This is a genomic window from Acinetobacter sp. CAU_H_60 (assembly GCF_058599385.1).
Genome location: NZ_CM178653.1, coordinates 2528697 through 2546749 on the forward strand (window position 1 = coordinate 2528697; position 18053 = coordinate 2546749).

General features: G+C 43.1%; 18 protein-coding genes. 11 read left to right on the forward strand and 7 right to left on the reverse strand.

All coding sequences use genetic code 11. From position 1 onward, the window contains the following. Window positions 1-36: 36 nt before the first annotated feature. Together AC4MBN_RS11925 and rsfS are read left to right on the forward strand one after the other, a co-directional pair. Complete coding sequence (locus AC4MBN_RS11925; protein WP_491880266.1) at window positions 37-825, forward strand: hydroxypyruvate isomerase family protein; 789 nt, start codon at window positions 37-39, stop codon at window positions 823-825. Between the two features lie 81 nt (window positions 826-906). After that, complete coding sequence (gene rsfS / locus AC4MBN_RS11930) at window positions 907-1308, forward strand: ribosome silencing factor (RefSeq protein WP_419365688.1); 402 nt, start codon at window positions 907-909, stop codon at window positions 1306-1308. A gap of 319 nt (window positions 1309-1627) precedes the next feature. On the opposite strand, the gene AC4MBN_RS11935 is transcribed toward rsfS, so the two are convergent. From AC4MBN_RS11935 to AC4MBN_RS11945, 3 genes are read right to left on the reverse strand one after another with little or no spacing between them, the layout of a single operon-like run. Next, a complete protein-coding gene (locus AC4MBN_RS11935; RefSeq protein ID WP_159123084.1) occupies window positions 1628-3073 on the reverse strand; it encodes an NAD(P)(+) transhydrogenase (Re/Si-specific) subunit beta in 1446 nt (481 codons plus the stop codon). A gap of 3 nt (window positions 3074-3076) precedes the next feature. Further along, window positions 3077-3400, reverse strand: coding sequence for a proton-translocating transhydrogenase family protein (locus tag AC4MBN_RS11940; RefSeq protein ID WP_004783638.1), 324 nt, complete (start codon window positions 3398-3400; stop codon window positions 3077-3079). An 11-nt stretch (window positions 3401-3411) separates the two neighbouring features. After that, window positions 3412-4539: a Re/Si-specific NAD(P)(+) transhydrogenase subunit alpha gene (locus tag AC4MBN_RS11945; RefSeq protein ID WP_491880267.1), complete on the reverse strand. Its 1128-nt coding sequence runs from the start codon at window positions 4537-4539 to the stop codon at window positions 3412-3414. A gap of 968 nt (window positions 4540-5507) precedes the next feature. On the opposite strand from AC4MBN_RS11945, the gene AC4MBN_RS11950 reads away from it, so the two are divergent. Beyond that, window positions 5508-6695, forward strand: coding sequence for an MFS transporter (locus AC4MBN_RS11950; protein WP_491876540.1), 1188 nt, complete (start codon window positions 5508-5510; stop codon window positions 6693-6695). A gap of 6 nt (window positions 6696-6701) precedes the next feature. Here the strand turns inward: AC4MBN_RS11950 and AC4MBN_RS11955 are convergent, their stop codons facing one another. Next, a complete protein-coding gene (locus AC4MBN_RS11955; RefSeq protein ID WP_419375146.1) occupies window positions 6702-7346 on the reverse strand; it encodes a hypothetical protein in 645 nt (214 codons plus the stop codon). Between the two features lie 296 nt (window positions 7347-7642). On the opposite strand from AC4MBN_RS11955, the gene dusA reads away from it, so the two are divergent. After that, entirely contained in the window at window positions 7643-8665 is a 1023-nt protein-coding gene (dusA, locus tag AC4MBN_RS11960; protein WP_419375147.1) for a tRNA dihydrouridine(20/20a) synthase DusA, read from the forward strand. A gap of 49 nt (window positions 8666-8714) precedes the next feature. Here dusA and AC4MBN_RS11965 read toward each other — a convergent pair whose 3' ends face one another. Together AC4MBN_RS11965 and coaBC are read right to left on the reverse strand one after the other, a co-directional pair. Beyond that, on the reverse strand, window positions 8715-9227 hold the full coding sequence (locus tag AC4MBN_RS11965; RefSeq protein WP_004783647.1) for a hypothetical protein: 513 nt from the start codon (window positions 9225-9227) through the stop codon (window positions 8715-8717). A gap of 223 nt (window positions 9228-9450) precedes the next feature. Continuing rightward, window positions 9451-10725, reverse strand: coding sequence for a bifunctional phosphopantothenoylcysteine decarboxylase/phosphopantothenate--cysteine ligase CoaBC (gene coaBC, locus AC4MBN_RS11970; RefSeq protein WP_180017757.1), 1275 nt, complete (start codon window positions 10723-10725; stop codon window positions 9451-9453). Between the two features lie 113 nt (window positions 10726-10838). Between coaBC and radC the strand changes: the two genes are divergently transcribed. From radC to AC4MBN_RS11985, 3 genes are all read left to right on the forward strand, one after another. Beyond that, the gene (radC, locus tag AC4MBN_RS11975) at window positions 10839-11534 is read left to right on the forward strand and encodes a RadC family protein (RefSeq protein WP_312331443.1); all 696 of its coding nucleotides are present in this window, start codon (window positions 10839-10841) and stop codon (window positions 11532-11534) included. A 71-nt stretch (window positions 11535-11605) separates the two neighbouring features. Further along, a complete protein-coding gene (locus AC4MBN_RS11980; protein ID WP_491880268.1) occupies window positions 11606-12517 on the forward strand; it encodes a bestrophin family protein in 912 nt (303 codons plus the stop codon). Between the two features lie 67 nt (window positions 12518-12584). Continuing rightward, window positions 12585-13607, forward strand: coding sequence for a hypothetical protein (locus AC4MBN_RS11985; protein WP_159123092.1), 1023 nt, complete (start codon window positions 12585-12587; stop codon window positions 13605-13607). Between the two features lie 2 nt (window positions 13608-13609). Here AC4MBN_RS11985 and AC4MBN_RS11990 read toward each other — a convergent pair whose 3' ends face one another. Then, window positions 13610-14461, reverse strand: coding sequence for a PHP domain-containing protein (locus AC4MBN_RS11990; RefSeq protein WP_419365683.1), 852 nt, complete (start codon window positions 14459-14461; stop codon window positions 13610-13612). Between the two features lie 44 nt (window positions 14462-14505). Here AC4MBN_RS11990 and AC4MBN_RS11995 point away from each other — a divergent pair, with 44 nt between their 5' ends. Genes AC4MBN_RS11995 through mnmC form a run of 4 tightly spaced genes read left to right on the forward strand, consistent with a single transcriptional unit; the run spans window position 14506 to window position 17910 of the window. Then, window positions 14506-15117 carry a septation protein IspZ gene (locus tag AC4MBN_RS11995; RefSeq protein WP_005233839.1) on the forward strand — a complete coding sequence of 204 codons (612 nt, stop codon included), beginning with the start codon at window positions 14506-14508 and terminating at the stop codon, window positions 15115-15117. Window positions 15118-15145: 28 nt separating this feature from the next. After that, a complete protein-coding gene (locus AC4MBN_RS12000; protein WP_419365682.1) occupies window positions 15146-15448 on the forward strand; it encodes a YciI family protein in 303 nt (100 codons plus the stop codon). Window positions 15449-15453: 5 nt separating this feature from the next. After that, window positions 15454-15963, forward strand: coding sequence for an SH3 domain-containing protein (locus AC4MBN_RS12005; RefSeq protein WP_419365681.1), 510 nt, complete (start codon window positions 15454-15456; stop codon window positions 15961-15963). A gap of 39 nt (window positions 15964-16002) precedes the next feature. Then, on the forward strand, window positions 16003-17910 hold the full coding sequence (mnmC, locus tag AC4MBN_RS12010; protein ID WP_491880269.1) for a bifunctional tRNA (5-methylaminomethyl-2-thiouridine)(34)-methyltransferase MnmC2/FAD-dependent 5-carboxymethylaminomethyl-2-thiouridine(34) oxidoreductase MnmC1: 1908 nt from the start codon (window positions 16003-16005) through the stop codon (window positions 17908-17910). Window positions 17911-18053: the final 143 nt, after the last annotated feature.

Here is an 18053-nt window from a genome sequence, read left to right on the forward strand (position 1 = left end):
CGATTTCAATATTCTATCTTGAGCAAGGAAAAGCCCATGACCAAACTCGCCGTTAACCTTTCCATGATTTTTACGGAAGTACCGCTGTTAGAACGTTTTGCCTTGGCTCATGCGCATGGTTTTAAACATGTGGAAATCCAGTTTCCCTATGAACTGAGTATTGAGCAGATTCAGCAGCAGCTTCAGTTGCATGATCTGGATATCTGCCTGATTAATGTGCCTACCGGCGATCTGATGCAAGGTGGACATGGTCTGGCCGGCATCCCTGGACAGGAAATCGAGTTTCGTCATGCCGTAGAGCAATCCATTCAATATGCGACTGCTTTGAATGTGCCGAGTGTCAATATTCTGGCCGGCAAACAGCCACTGGATTGTGACCTGCTTCCTTGCCTGAACAGCTTGGCGAGTAATCTGAAAGTTGCCTGCTCCATGCTCTCTGATTATCAGATTCAGCCGGTTTTTGAAATGATCAACGGTCAGGATATGCCACGCTTTCTGATTCAGAATGTGGCTCAAGCTCAGGAGATGCTGGAAGCTGTCAATCATCCTTCCTTGAAAATGCAATATGACTGTTATCATATGGCCATGATGGGTGAAGATGTACTTGAAGCCTTAAAAGAAAATATTGCAGAGATTGGTCATATCCAGTTTGCAGACTGCCCGGGGCGTCATCAACCAAATACGGCTTCCATTCCATATTATGAGATTTTTCAATGGTTAGAGAATAGCCAATACAATGGTTATGTCGCAGCCGAATATAAACCTCTGGGGACTTCGGAAGAATCCTTTGACTGGAAAGAACAGTTCTTCCCAGAGTATGACTAAAGCGGCGGAAGGTGCATTTGAAATTTTGGGCTAAAACCGCTATATTAGATCATGCATAATTGTTAGGAAATTATACTCCCTATGAATTTAGAACCATCGCCCAGCGCTTCTAATTCTCACGATCACACTATGAATTCTCATGCACAAGCAGTAAATGCATGCTTGAAAGTTGTACATGCAGCCCTCGAAGATGTAAAGGCTAAAGAAGTTGTTCAGCTTGATGTTGCTAGCATCAGTAACGTGGCAGATGCCATGGTGATTGCAAGCGGTACATCAACCCGTCATATCAAATCACTTGCAGATAATGTTGCTGAAGAAGCACGTAAAGCAGGTTTTCGTCCGCTTGGTATCGAAGGCGAACGTGATGCAGAATGGATCCTGATTGATCTAGGTTTTGTTGTAGTGCACTGCATGCTGCCTACAGCGCGTAAATTCTATGATCTAGAAAGCCTATGGCGCAATCCTACAGATTCTGTAGCATAAATATCGAATATTCAAAAAAAGCGACCTATGTAGGTCGCTTTTTTTATATTGTTTAACTTGAATCGAAAAAGAAATTTATGGGTCAAAAACTTTAATGAATTCGTTTTTTGATCAGATTTAATCATTCAGCCTATTCTTTAAACGTTTTGTTGCAATTTTATCCAGACCAATTTTCTAAAAATAAAACACCATAGCTAATTTTACTTTGTAATTCTTTTCGATTCAGCTTTTATATAGGAAGGAGAATTTATCTGTAATTTAAATGGAAAAATCCCCCTTTTAAAAGGAGGATTTAAGATGATTCAGCGAATGGAAAGTCTTAGTGACCTGTACCATTAATCGCTTTAGTCATATCTTCCACAACTTTCTTCGCATCACCGAAAATCATCATGGTCTTGTCGTTATAGAACAAGTCATTGTCCAGACCTGCATAACCGGTCGCCATAGAACGCTTGATGACCATGATGGTACGCGCCTTGTGAGCTTCCAGAATTGGCATGCCGTAGATCGGTGAGTTCGGATCGTCTTTTGCAGCCGGGTTTACAACGTCGTTTGCACCAATAACCAGTACTACGTCAGTTGCCGGGAAGTCTGAGTTGATCTCGTCCATTTCCAGAATATCTTCATAAGGAACATCAGCTTCTGCAAGCAATACGTTCATATGACCAGGCATACGACCAGCTACCGGGTGAATCGCAAAACGTACAGTCACGCCCTGCTCTTTCAGCAAGTTTGCCAGCTCTTTTACTGCGTTTTGTGCACGGCCTTGTGCCATACCATAACCCGGTACAATGACAACGCTGTCTGCATTCGACATTAAGAAGCCAGCATCATCCGCAGAACCTGAACGGTAGTTACGTTGCACTTGTGCACCCGCAGCTGCTGTCGGCGCAGCTGCACCACCCATCGCACCACCAAACAATACATTGATGATCGAACGGTTCATCGCTTTACACATGATGTAAGACAGAATCGCACCTGAAGAACCAACCAGCGAACCCGCAACGATCAGCATGTTATTTTCCAGTGTGAAACCAATCCCTGCTGCTGCCCAGCCTGAGAATGAGTTCAACAGCGAAACTACAACCGGCATATCGCCGCCGCCAACTGGTGCAATCCATACCCAGCCAAATGCCAGTGCAAGACCAGTCATTGCCCAGAAAGATGTCATGCTACCTGTCAGGAAGAAGTGAATCCCTGCTGCCAGCATTGCAATAAAGATCAGAGCCTGAACCGGTTTTACCCAGCCACCTGAAATGGTTTTTGCCCATTTCTTTGCAGCCAGCTTGCCGTATGCAAATACAGAAGCAGTAAAGGTAATCGCTCCCACAAAACAGCCCACAAACAGTTCAAACAGGTGAACCTTGCTCATTTCATGGAAAGTCACACCATTTGCAGCTAACAGGTCTGGACCTAATTCAACCAGCTTGTTGTTATGGATAATTGCTGCAACTGCAATCAGTACCGCAGCCAGACCCACCAGTGAGTGCATAAGTGCCACAGTTTCTGGCATCTGGGTCATTGGTACAGTACGTGCACGCGCAATACCCACCACTGCACCCGCAGCCATTGCTGCAAGAATCATCCAGACTACTGGATTTTCAGCAACAAAGAATGTGGTCACTACAGCAATCGCCATGGCGATCATACCGTAGCGGTTACCTGCAATTGCAGTTTTAGGACCAGACAAACCACGTAGCGTTAAGATAAAAAGAACGGCGCCAATCAGGTAGAACCAATCCGCATACTCTCGAATAAATTCCATGGTTTAACCCTCTTTCTTCTTTTGCTTAGGTTTGAACATTTCCAGCATACGTGCAGTCACGGCAAAGCCACCGAAAATATTAATGCTCGCCAGAAATACTGCGATTGCCCCCAGTACACTCACCACGTTAATGGTCTGGAAATCCACGCTGCCTTCAACGCCCACCATTGGCAGGCCAACAGTTTGAATCATTGCGCCCACGATAATGATCGAAGACAAGGCATTGGTCACCGCCATCAATGGCGTATGTAGTGCTGGTGTTACCCCCCAAACCACGTAGTAACCCACGAAGATGGCCAGGACGAAAATCGTAATTGTTTCAACCATGAGTCTGCTCCTTAACCACGTTTTAACAGCACTTGGCCGCCGTGAGTGACAAGTAGGGCTTTTTGAATTTCATCTTCCTGATTCAGGACAAAGTTCTTGTCTGCATCAAAAAGTGTTTCAACAAAGTTATAGACGTTACGTGCATATAGCGCTGATGCTTCAGTCGACACCGTTGATGGAATATTTGGCACACCCAGAATCTTCACACCATTTTCAGTCACAACAGTTTCACCGCATTTAGAACCTTCAACGTTACCGCCTGATTCCACTGCCATATCCAGAATCACTGAGCCTGGTTTCATCTTGGCAACGGTTTCAGCGCGGATTAAGCGTGGTGCATCACGACCTGGTAACAATGCAGTGGTAATCACGATATCGGCATTCGATACCGCTTTATCGACAATCGCTGCCTGATCCTTGATGTACTGTTCACCTGGCATCCAGCCATAACCGTTTTTAGCTGCTTCATCAGCACGTGCCTGCTCTTCAGGAGACATTGGCACGTCTAGCCATTTACCGCCTAAAGACTCAACCTGATCTTTGGCAGTCGGACGAAGGTCGGTTGCTTCTACGACTGCACCCAGACGTTTCGCTGTTGCAATTGCTTGAAGGCCTGCTACCCCGACCCCCATGATCACGACACGAGCCGGTTTCACCGTTCCTGCCGCTGTCATCAGCATCGGGAACATGCGCTGATATTCAGCAGCAGCTAAAAGCACTGATTTATAACCTGCTAGGTTCGCTTGCGAAGACAATACGTCCATGTTTTGCGCACGTGACAAAGTACGTGGCAAAAGCTCAAGAGCAAATGCAGACACATTCTGTGCCGCGAATAGGTCAAGCTCGGTATTGCGGTATGGGTCAAACATCGCTACAACCGTGGTGTTAGCTGACAGCTTTTGAATTTCCTCACCCTTCGGTGCACGAACTTTCAAAACTATCTGGCTACCGGTGTAGGCATCATCCGTAATTTTGGCACCAACTTGCTCATAGGCACTGTCGATGTAGGCAGCTTTAACACCTGCTCCACGTTCGATCACCACACTATGACCAGCGCTGATCAATTTCTTTACTGTCTCAGGCGTCGCAGCGACGCGATTTTCACCGACGACAGTTTCGGCTGGAATTCCAATCTGCATGAGCGTCCCTCAAGCTAATTTTTTCTTAAGTAAACACCGTGATTTACGGTGCTTCCCCTCAGGATGTGTTTTTGTTGAATTTTTGGATTCTAATTAAACTTCTAGAAATTACTACCTATTATTTATTTAATAAATACCCATATTTTGAACTGACGATTCATAAAAATGATGCTGTCATATAGCATTTATCAGTTCAGCCTGATTATTTTGATTTGCTGAATTTATAAACGATATTCATTCTCTTGAACGATGACTGTTTTCCTGGTTATTTTTTATTAGATTACTTTTTGTTTTATTTTGTTACATTGATCATTCTGACAAATATTTCATTTTTCTTGCTAGGCAAATCTTTATTTCAAATGAACTGATAAAGCCTAAATTAAGGCACTTTTCTAGGGCAGTTTTCTGTTTTTGACCTTTTTGACAAATTTGATCTACTTTGGAATATTCATTTTTAAGATCTAAAAATACTGTTTTCCTATAACTTTTTCATTTTTGACTCATAAAAAATATGAATTGATGATGAAAAAATTGATTGGGGATTCACTTATTTGACTTATTCAGCTCAAGTCTTAAGACTTATCTGAAATAGGTGAAAAAAATATTCTGCAACATTTATTATATTAATACTCAGCCCACTGTCAGATTTACAAATTCTTCATTTTGCACCAATTTTGGGCAATCACTGATTCAGATTGATCTCTGTCACTTGGTCTTAAATGAGATGACTTAATACAAAGCGCTTCCACGTACATTTTCTTAAGTGAAAAAGTTAAATTTCTAGCGAATTTTCATCTCTTCTCAATTCAGAAACGTACTTTTTTGTGGCATTTCTCTTATATTAGTTCGAGCACTTTGCACTATTTTTCTACTTTTATCCTGACGGGTTTTCGCCTATAGTGCCTGCAACTTACGCATCATCTTTGATGTTCTTTATAAAAATTCTCCCTGAGCTTAAGGTACTTGCCATGACTCCTCCTCTCGATATCAGTCAAAATAAATCCCTGTTATGGCTGATGGCGATCGCATGTGGTTTATGTGCAGGTGCAAACTATTATTGCCAACCGCTTATCTCCTCAATTCAGCAATATTATCAGGTACCAGAATCCCAAGTGGCGCTGACCGTGACCTTTGCGCAGGTTTCTTATGCCTTGGGCCTGCTGTTTATTGTGCCTTTGGGAGACATGCTGAATAAGTCCAGACTCATTCCTTTTTTGATGTTTGGTGCCGCCTTAGGTTTGCTGATCTGTGCCACAGCAGTCAACCTGCCGATGCTCTGGGTGGGGACTATTATTGCCGGGCTATTTTCTGTTGCTGCCCAGATTCTGATTCCTTTAGCTACGATGGCTGTCCGACCTGAAAAAACCGGAGAAGTGGTCGGTTTTCTCATGAGTGGCTTATTAGTCGGTATCTTATTGTCGACCAGTATTGCCGGATTGCTTTCAGACCTGTTTCACTGGAAAACCATTTATGCGCTCAGCAGTATGGCACTATTGGTTTTGGGCTTTTACTTAAAAGGACAATTACCCAGCATGCCGCGTATGCGAATCAGTTATGCAGCGATTTTTAAATCCATGGGTACGCTACTGCGTGAGGAACCGCGACTGGGCTTACGCTCCCTGATTGGTGCATGTGCCTTTGCAGCCATGAGCATGCTGTTTTCAACCATTGCCCTGCTACTGACCCAAAAACCTTTTCATCTTTCTGATGTGATGGTGGGCCTGGTGACCCTAGTTGGTGTTTTTGGTGCGCTATCCACTCAGGTTATTGGTAAATGGGCGGATCGTGGTTATATCAAGATCCTGACCTGGATTGGCTGTTCAATTCTGGCAGGAAGCTGGCTATTTTTATATTTTGGTGGCGTATCTCTGCTCAGTTATATTCTGGGTTATGCCCTGATTAACTTAGGTCTGGCGATTACTCATAGCTGTAATCAGAACGTGATTTTCCGCTTGCGCCCGGATGCCAAATCACGCCTGAACTCTATTTACATGACGCTGTATTTCATTGGTGGTGCCTGTGGTTCTGCCTTGGGGGTATATGCCTGGCATCATGGTGGCTGGAGCATGACCTGTCTGTTTGGACTTGGCTTGGCGCTATGCGCTATCCTGTTCGTGCTGATGGATCAATGGCAGCAGCATCGAGCAAAAGCTTAAACAAATTTAGCTGACTTGTACGACTGGGTAATAAGGTTTACCCGAATCCCAAGTTGCTGCATTTTCCAAAAGAATGCAGATAAAAGTGGGCAGCAACCCGGCCAGAACCCGGCAACTGTCTTGGAGCTGCTTTATATTAAATGAACTTTGATAAGTCGCACCGCCCTGCATAAGCTGATAATGCAAGGTGGAAAGACGGTTAAAAATCACCAATAAGATTTCACTTAAATTCTGTTCCTGTACAGCCTTTTGTATTTTTTGTTTTTGCTGGTCTAATGCTTCACGACAGCTTTCCAGACTGACTTTATGATGACGATAATCCCAGAAACCTTGATCGGTATAAGGGCTATCCAGCAGCGCAGAAATTGGCTGGCTATATTTTTCCCAGACAATATGCTGAAGTTTTTGTTCCACATCTTTTTGACAAAGAGTTTCTAGAAATTGATGCAGGCTTTGTTGATCCTGACGAACCTCTGTTTCTTGTGCATAAATCGAATTAAAACTGATCCACAGGCTAATAAACTTAAACTCTAGTTCCTCATCCAGCTCTAATGCTTTTTTAAACCAGCTAAGTCCCCGTTGAATCCGTAAATTAAAATAGTCTGAATGCTGAGGTTTTTTGCTTTTATAAATCTCCTCCAACATGAGCATCGTTATTCTCCTTATTTATCTCGTTTTCTTTATCTTAATCTTAAATATCTCAAAATATAGCATTGCAGAATGACTGGGAGTTTATTTTTTCAATTCCCACAGTTTCTCTTGTTAAATATCTTTATTGGAATGACAGTTATAGATCCTCATGCAGTTCAGCCTTTGGTCATGCAAATTTTATGCTAGTATTACGCCCTCTTTTTGTAGTACTGCTTTTTTTTGAGCAGATTTCCAGCAACTCCTGCTTATTCTAGTACTGCTATTTCTCTTCCATTTCATTTAAGGCGTGATTTTGAATGACTGATCTCAGCACCATTGAAAACAAACTTCAACCTCGCATCAGTGTTGCGCCGATGATGGACTGGACCACCAAAGATTATCGTTTCTTTGCGCGCCTGTTTAATCCAAATGTCATTTTATATACCGAGATGGTGACGACAGGCGCCATCATTCATGGCGATGCCAAACGTCATCTGGACTTCAATCAAGAAGAGCATCCAATTGTGTTACAGCTCGGCGGTTCAAATCCTCAAGATCTGGCAACTTGTACTAAAATGGCTCAGGACTGGGGATATAACGAAGTTAACCTGAATGTCGGCTGTCCGAGTGATCGGGTACAGAATAATAAAATCGGTGCCTGCCTGATGGCCGAACCTGATCTGGTCGCAGAATGTATTGATACAATGCGTAATGCCGTTGATATTCCGGTGAGTGTGAAACACCGCATTGGTATTGATGACATGCATTCTTATGAAGAGATGCTGCATTTTGTGGATACGGTCGCCAAAACCGGTTGCGATAACTTTATTGTGCATGCCCGAATTGCTTTACTCCAAGGTCTTTCACCTAAAGAAAACCGTGAAATTCCGCCACTACGCTATGAAGATGTTTACCGTCTGAAGCAGGACCGTCCGGAACTGACCATTGAAATTAATGGTGGAATTAAAACTTATGCAGAAACGCTTGAACATCTCAAGCATGTCGATGGCGTGATGATTGGCCGCGAAGCCTATCACAACCCGTACCTTTTAGCTGAGCTGGGTCAACTATGGAATCTCGAAGCACCAGACCGTTTTGAGATCATGCAACAAATGCTGCCTTATATTGCCCAACGTATGGCTGAAGGTGCACCATTGTCGATTATTACCCGTCATATTTTAGGTTTATTTCAGAACTTGCCAGGTGCACGTAAATGGCGCCAGGCTTTAAGTGGCGGCAATGCCAAAACGCTAAAAGATGTAGAAACAGCATTATTGAATATTCAGGAAGCCATGCAGCGCACTGAAGATTATCTGCGTGAACATCAAGTTCAGCCTTAAAATCAAAAAGCACCGAGATCCGGTGCTTTTTAATGACCTAAAATAAAAATTAGTGGGTATAGGCTGTAATATTTCCCACCGGAATCGGTTCTTCATCATAGGAAGCCGCTTGCAGGACAGGTTCTGTAACTGGACGGACATCTGGCCCTAACTCAATACTGGTAGGCTCATTCACAGGTTCCAGATCATCAAGTGATGAGGCCAACTGTTCCAGTTCACGATCCAGTTGCTGACGATATTTTTCAATCTCGATTTCATCGATAAAGGCAAAAGCATCGTCTTCAATAGCCCAGCTATAACCACCATTCACCTTTGAAATTTTGACGTTAATGGGATATTCATTGCCCTGATAATTCAGATGTGAAACCGCTTCAAACTCATTGCCTTTGCGATGGCGGATTTTTACATTTACCACAGTCAGACGATAATGCTGATAATTCGGATTGGCATTAAATTCTTGCTGCATTTGTCCTTGAATATTTCTGGCCAGTTCATCAATTGATACAAAATAGCTGCATCCAGCCAGACAGGCGATCATCAATATCATTATGATTTTTTTCATCCCGCCCCCTTGTGTTCTCTCACTGCTTTACAGATGTGTAAAACTTTTCATCTTTGGATTATTCTGTGATCCATTTTATACTTTTTTTAAATAAATGAATAAATAAATCCTTAGTCTATAAAGTCGTTTTTATTTTTATGTCATACCGATTTTTTAACTTAATAGTAAAAAACTGGTAATAAAAAGCCCTGAACCAGTCAGGGCTTTAATCGTCATTTAAAACTTAAAAATCATCTTCTGCAGCAGGATCATGGTGCAAGGCATCATGGATCGCTTCAACCAACTGCTGGGCAATTTCCTGTTTAGAGGCCTTGTCCAGATCACGCTTATCCAGATGATAGTGTTCGGCAAAGAATACCGTCATGGCATTTTCATCGGATGCAAAGCCAATATCCGCACGCGAAACATCATTGCAGGCAATCATATCCAGTTTTTTAGCCACCAGTTTGCCCGCTGCATATTCTTCAATATTACGGGTTTCTGCAGCAAAGCCTACCATAAATGGACGTTTTTCCTGCTGTGCAATGGTTGCCACAATATCCGGATTTTTTATTAAAGCGACATTCAGCTCATCGCCTGCTTTCTTGATTTTATGCTCGGCTACCTGTGCGACACGATAATCAGCTACTGCAGCGGTCGCAATGAAGATGTCACAGCCCTGCTCCAGCATCTGCATACTTTCATTCAGCATTTGCACTGCCGAAGAAACATTTTTACGTTTAACGCCATTTGGTGTATCTAGGCTCACTGGACCAGCAATCAGGGTGACATTCGCTCCAGCCGCATAACAGGCTGCTGCCAATGCAAAACCCATTTTCCCGGTACTGTGGTTGGAAATATAACGTACCGGGTCAATCGCTTCACGAGTCGGACCAGCTGTAATCGTGACTTGCTTGCCCGCCAGCATGCCAAATTTTTCTGCAATCGCGCGCTGAGCTTTATGGAAATACTCTGTGACCTGACGTGCCAGATCTTCCGGTTCCGGCATACGGCCCAAGCCTACATCACCACAAGCTTGTGAACCGGCATCCGGCATAATCACATGCACGCCATCATCAATCAAAGTCGCAAGATTACGCTGTGTCGCTTTGGCAGCCCACATCTGCTGGTTCATAGCTGGTGCTACCCAGACCGGTGCATTGGTTGCCAGATACAAAGTGCTGAGCAAATCATCTGCAAGACCTGCAGCAAATTTTGCCAGCGTGTCGCAACTGGCTGGCGCTACCAATAACAGATCAGCCCAACGTGCCAGCTCGATATGCCCCATGCCTGCTTCTGCTTCAGGATCCAGCAACTCGGTATGTACCGGATTGCCTGACAAAGCTTGAAAGGTCAAAGGAGTAATGAAAGCCTGTGCGCCTTGAGTCATGACAACCCGCACATTAAACCCGGCATCTTTCAGACGACGAACCAGAATGGCACTTTTATAGGCAGCAATACCGCCAGTGACTGCTAAAATGATATTTTTATGAGGAATTACACTTAGATCAAAGCTCACGAACAGCTTACCTTTCTGTTGCAGTGGGGCTCACAATAGCATTAAATAATTGCATTCCCAAGAGATCAGCTTCAGGGAAAACTCATAATTCATAATAAATAAGTCTAATAACTATGCAATTTTCAATCAAAAACTGGCCTGAGCTGGAACGGCCGCGGGAACGTTTAATTCAATATGGAGCAGAAAGTTTATCTGATGCAGAACTACTCGCCATTTTTCTCCGATCAGGTTCACAACAGCACTCGGCCGTAGAATTAGCCCGGCTACTGATTCAACATTTTGGCCATTTAACTGCTTTACTCGATGCACCTTTACAGGAAGTCAGCCAGTTTCATGGCATGGGTATTAGCAAATATACCCAACTGATGGCGGTTAAAGAATTAGGACGGCGTTATATTGCCGAGCATCTTAAGCAGGATGCCTTAGAATTAAGTAATTCAAAACGGCTGCGAGATTATTTACGTTTCGAATTACTGGGTGAAAATCAGGAAGTGTTCGCGGTCCTGTGTCTGGATGCCAGTTTAAGGAAAATTGCATTTAAAAAGCTGTTTTATGGCTCTGTGAATGCATGTGATATTTCAATTAATCAGTTGCTCAGATATGCCATTACCCAACAGGCAACTTCAATTGTGATTGCGCATAATCACCCCTTGGGCCAAGCCACTCCTTCTAAAGCTGACCTGTATCTGACCCGCCAGATTCAGCAGGCATGTCGACTGGTCGATATCCGTTTAATTGATCATTGCATCATTGCTCTGGAAGGCAGTTTTTCCTTTGCTGAGCAGCAACTCATCAAACCTGAAGTCTAAGGGGGAATAGCACTTGACAAAGCAGCTACAACTCAAGAAGATCATGAAAAAAATTGTGATGATTCCAATAAATGATCGTACGTGACCAGCTGAACGTTTTTAAATTATTATTTTCCTGGCGAGGAACGATTTTACCTAAGGTTTTACCTCCTTTAGGCGTGGTCATGCTGATTTCAGCCATTATTGGTGGTTTTTCACGTGTAGGTTACTTTCATTTTCCAGAACTCCCTCTCGTTGGCTTTACCCTCATCGGCGTAGTACTGTCTATCTTTCTCGGATTTAAAAATACTGCCTGTTACGACCGTTGGTGGGAAGCACGTAAACTCTGGGGTATTCTGATTGCCAATGCACGTCATTTTGACCGGGACTGCCGGATGTTGTCTCAAGGCCGTCGTGAACGTGTGATTCAGCACGTCATCGTTTTCGCAAATGTCCTGCGTGACCGTCTACGCCATCAGACAGCCAATCCAACTGAACTGGTGGAAACCAGTGGGATGAGCCAGCAGGCAATTACCCAGCTCTATCAACAGGCCAATGCACCGCAATATACCTTGAGCCTGATTCAATGGGAGCTGATGCAGGCTCTCAAAGAAGGTGAAATCTCTGACATCATTTATATGCAGATGAATAATCATGTCGCAGAACTCAGTATTGTGCAGACAGGTTGTGACCGGATTGCGACAACTCCCTTACCTTTTGCTTATTCGGTTCTGCTGAACCGTACTGTTTATTTCTTCTGTTTTATTCTGCCGTTTAGCCTTGGTGCCACATTAGGTTTATTCACTCCTTTTCTGGTCGGCATTCTCGCTTATACCTTCCTAGGACTGGACGCTTTAAGTTCAGAAATCGAAGAGCCTTTTGGCACCCAAAGCAATGACTTACCACTTGATTCTATGGTGCGTACCATTGAAATCGAACTGTTAGGCACTCTGGGCAAACCGACACCGCCACCGATTCAGGCACAAGATAATAATTTGCTATAATTTATAAATAAATGCCTCAGAATTAGCATTTTGAGGTTCTAATTTTTATCTAAAAATTCAAAAAAATATGAAATTAAAACAAAAAATTCAACAAGCGGTGCCTCAACCCATTGTTCGACCATGGTTGGCTTTAGCACTATTTTTACTTTGTGCCATCTTGGCTTTTATAGTGAGTTCATTAGTCCAATCAGAACTTTTTCTCGATCTTCAACGTAGGCCTGTTTTCCATATTTTATTTAGTCTATGTGTTCCCCTCTTTCTGTTTCAGGATCGAGGAATAAATTTAAAGTTTCCTTTTTTTATACAAAAATATTTGATCGATCCTCAACTCAAAAAAGATATGACTGAGCAAGCAGTCCAACATTCACAAGCAATTATTCTGGCTCAACGTACTATTCGTGCAAAATGGTGGCAGGTGAAACAGCCACAGTTATTATTACAACTGCCCAATCATGATCAAGGCATCTGGTTTAATGTAGATTTAAAACAGGTTTTTAATCTTTCGCCTTTTTTTACACTTCAAGTCAAATTAAGTGATGCGATGATTGGGCAACTGATCGATATACATTTTTTGACACGCTCTCATGTAATCATCCAGTTATTTGAAATTTCCCAAAATAATGATTTTTCAATATTCATTGGCACAGAAGTTGGAGCACAAAGAGGACTAGGGAGATTAGAAAAAATCCCATCGGCGCTTATGCTCGACTTATCCCGAATTACACACATAGAAGCCTTGAGAACCTGTCCAGAAAGTCATGACTTACAGTTAACCACAGGTTATGGTAAAACTTATCTCATTCATTCTCATGCAAAATACTTTAAACAATTGGAACTCGCCTTATCCTCACGCATTGATGTGATTGCCTATCGTAAGTTCAAACTTGATCTCAAGATTGATCATCTGTTCATTTCAAAAAAACATCCAAACTTTTATCGAAATTTAGTCCTGACTTCCATCATGCTGTATATCGTCATCATGACTTTAATCACTTCTGAATGGGCCTTATTACTTGTTAATGTCCTCATTCTGCATTTGATGTATAAATTCGCCCAAGATCTTAAAACTGATCCATTCATCAAGATTTAGAATTAACAAAAACTCTCCCAAATCCCGACCTGCCCTGGTTTTAAGCTCGGCACATTCCCCAGTTTAATCCAGGGCATATGGTCACCATGAAAATCACTGCCAATTGAAACTTTAAGTCCTTGCTCTGCAATCATCCGGTCAACCATCTGACGGGTTGAACTTGGATCAATAGCGGGTGGCAACTCAACTGCATCTCCACCAAACTTGGCGAAGATCTCGATCAAATAACGAATATTAGTCGCGGATAAATCATAACGGGTCGGATGCGCCAACACGGCAAAGCCACCGCTGTCATGAATCACCTGAATGGTTTCTTCCAGACCCAGACCATCAAATTTGACATAGGCCTTTTTACCTTCCTTGATGTATTTATCAAAGGCCTGTTGGGGACGGGTCACAATGCCTTTTTCTACCAGCGTTTTGGCAATATGGGTTCGGGTAACCCGATCAGGAATATTGTCAACTTTGGCAATCACGTCAGCATAAATATCCTGACCAATTAAAGGAACCAGAAGATCACATATCTGCTTAGAGCGTTCAGCACGAATAATTTTCTGCTGATTGAGGGCTTTTTGTAACGGCTCAGGATTCTGAACATTGAGTGCCACAATATGCACACCATAATTTTTCTTGGTCGCTGGACGTGACCACTGGCTGGAAATCTCGACTCCAGAAATTATCTTAATCTCATGATTTTTGGCAGCTTCTTCAGCCAGCTCCAAACCGTCCATGGTGTCATGATCAGTTAGGGCCAAAGTATGGATGAATTTGCCCGCAGCCGCTTCGACCAATTGCTGAGGACTCAAAGTTCCATCAGAAATATTACTATGTGTATGTAAATCTACGCCGTGCATCTCTATACTATGACATTTATTTGATCAGATTTAGATACTCTAACATGAAAGCACTTTTAGACTTTGTGCCACTCATTATTTTCTTTTATTTATATAAAACTGTAGATCCAAAAGACACTGACCATCAACTTTTACAATTGATCGGTTCTGCGGGGGGTGTCGACAATAACAATATTCTCGTTGCAACTACGGGTCTGATCATTTCCATGCTGGTGGTCTATGGTGCGTTATTTGTCATGCAAAAATTCCGTCTGGACAAACAGCAATGGATCGTTCTGTTTATGACGGTGATCTTCGGTGGTATTACCTTGATGCTCAGCGACGATTTCTATATCCGTCTTAAAGCTGTATTACTGAATCTGGTTTTCGCTGGTGTCTTCCTGTTATCGCCATGGTTTAGCAAAGATAAGAAGCCACTCATCCAGCGTCTGTTTGGACCGGTATTCAATTTGAGTGCCAAAGGCTGGCTCAAATTAAACTATGCCTGGGTCGGTATGTTTACTCTCATGTCATTTCTGCATACTTTCTTCGCCTATTTATGGATGGATGGAAAATATTGGGGCGAATTTACTGCATTCGGTGACATGATTGTGATGTTTTCCTTTATCATTATTCAGTTTATTGTATTGCGCAAATACTTTAGAACAGCTGAATAAGTCCAACTACAAACGATAGAGAGTCATCATGCCATTATTTGTCGTTAGCTGTACCGACCGGGAAGGTACAGTTGAAAAACGCCTTGCGATTCGTCCACAACATCTTGCACGTCTGGAACAGTTAGATGCTGAAGGACGTCTGATTGTTGCAGGTGCCATGCCTAAAGATCCAGCCAATCCTCAAGCCGGTTTCTATGGCAGTACCATCATCGTTGATTTTGACAGTCGTGAAACACTGGATGCATGGTTACAGGATGAGCCATTCCTGAAAGAAGGCGTATACGCGCATATTGATGTGAAGCCATTTAACAAAGCATTTCCTAAAGGATAAGGTTCATGCGCGCTGTTACCGCCAGTTTCATTGGCTTTTGTTTCATGATTCCTTCTGCCTGGGCTGTTGAAGTTGCTGCCCCGGCTACACAGCCAGCAGCTACTCCTGTTCAAGCTGTTACCACACAAGCACCTGCTCAGGGTGCTTCTGCACAGCAGGCTGGAATTATTCCAGCAGTTGCGACAACAGCTCAGACAGTTCAGCCAACTGAAAAAAAACCGCTCACTGCAGAAGAAATTGCCAAGCAGAAAGCCCAGCAAGATGCCAAAGTCAAAGCTTTAGTCAAAGATCAGGCAACGCGTCTACAGCAACTGGAAAAAGCCAATCTGGAAGCCCTGTCACAAAATCAGGAATTGCAGCTCAAGAATGACAATCTCGGGGTTCAGGTACAGGTCTTGCAAAGTGAACGTAGTGCCCAGATGTTTCTCTACGGCGCGGCAACTTTGGCAGTCGGTGTATTACTTGGCTTTCTGATTGCAAGCTATGTTTATACCAAACGTCGCCGTCAGTGGTAATCTATAAGCCTTCCAAATATCTTTAAGGTTGTACCCGTTTTGTCGCATGCAATTCAAACTGCCGATCTGGATTGGCAATTGGTGGATGGCATTGATGTGCCTGTGTCCAAGCAATTTGGTGATGTATATTTTTCCAAAGACAATGGATTGCTGGAAACCCGGCATGTCTTTTTAAATGGTAATGACCTTAGTACCCGCCTTGCCGAATTAAAACCTTTTGAATATTTTTGTGTAGGTGAAACGGGCTTCGGTACAGGTCTGAATATTTTGGCTTTATGGCAGCTCTGGCAACAGGTTCGTCCGGATAATCAAAGTCATCTGCATGCGATTTCAGTAGAAAAATTTCCACTTTCTAAAGCAGATTTAATCCGCGCCTTAAATGCCTGGCCAGAATTGAAACCACTCGCAGATCAACTCATCTCCCAGTATCCAATGCCGATTGCTGGTTGTCATCGTCTTAACTTTCCTGAAGAGCGTTTCAGTCTAGATCTGTGGCTGGGAGATGCACATGATGTCTTTCCTGTCATTGAAAAAACTGCACCAGTTAATGCCTGGTTTCTGGATGGCTTCGCGCCTTCGTGCAATCCGGACATGTGGGAAGAAAATGTTTTAAATAATATCGTGCGCTTATCCGAGACCGGAACGACTTTTGCTTCTTTCAGTGTTGCGGGTGTCTTAAAGCGTGGTTTAAAACGACATGGAATCTCTATTTCCCGTCCACGTGGATTTGGCCATAAACGTGAAATGCTGAAAGCGATCTGGAATTCTGTTGAAGAAAATAAAGACAGTGAAACGGCTTTAGAACAAGAAATTACTCAAAAAAAAACTAAATCAGACCTAGAGAGTCCTACCAGACCTCGTCAAATCGCTGTGATTGGCGCTGGAATCGCAGGTTTAAGTGCAGCATGGGCATTCGCTCAGCGTGGTCATCAAGTCACGATTTACGACCAGTCAGCGCCTCTTTCAGGTGGTTCCGGCAATCCCCTTGCCCTGCTCAATCCTAAACTGTGTCCAGTTGAGCAAAGTGCTGAACATCTGATGACGGTGGCTTGGCAGCATGCCTTAAATCATTATCAGAAATTTAAAGCTTTTCGCTCAATTCAGGTCAATCAGCTTGCCTTAAAAAATCCTGAACAGCTTTTAGGATTGGCAGATGAATATCCCGCAGAAATTCTTGCTGCTCAAAGTGCCGCAGACCAAGAGATTCAAACTGAATTTCCAGCGTTAAAACTATTAGCAGCGGGCGCAGTTTCACCTCATCAACTGCGTGATGAAATTTTGCAGCATCCTCTTATTCAATATGTACAGGCTAAAATTAACCGTATTGAAACTACTACTCAACCTGAGTTATTTGCAGAGCAGCAATTCTTAGGCAAGTTTGATCACATCGTTGTATGTACTGCACGTGATACCCAGCAATTCTTTGAAAATTATCCAGTCTTGAAACCGATTCGCGGACAGGTCAGCTGGGTCAATAATCAAGATCAGCCTTTAAATCAGGATACAGCCTATAGTTACGGCGGTTACTGTATGCAGCTCAATCCCGAACAACTGATTTTGGGTGCTTCATTCTATCCAAGCCGGGATGATGCAGAAGTCTTAGTAGAAGATCATGTGCATAATTATGAACTTATCCACAGTGTCTTTCCTGAATATGCACAATTATTACCATCTACCGAAACTTGGCAAGGTCGAGCAGCGGTACGCGCACAGAGTCAGGATTATTTTCCCTTGCTCGGTAAGATGAATGTGGATCAAGAAGTTTACAGTTTTGCGGGTCTCGGCTCTAAAGGTTTTCTGTTCGCACCACTGTGTAGTGAAATTCTGGCAGCCCAGATTTTAGGGGAAGCCTGCCCCGCACCTTCAAACTTGATAAAAAAACTCGACGTGACACGTTTTCAAAAGAAGGTAAAAGCCAAGAAGCCTTATTTTAAGCCTCAAGATTAAAGAGCTCCTCCCTTTAATAAAGGGTGAGGAACACTGTTCCGCAAGGGAGAGATTTTTAGAAAGAGTTTAACCCCCTCTTTAAAAAAAGGGGCTTTGAAGAAATCTAGACAACAAAAAAGCGCCTGACGGCGCTTTTTTTCACA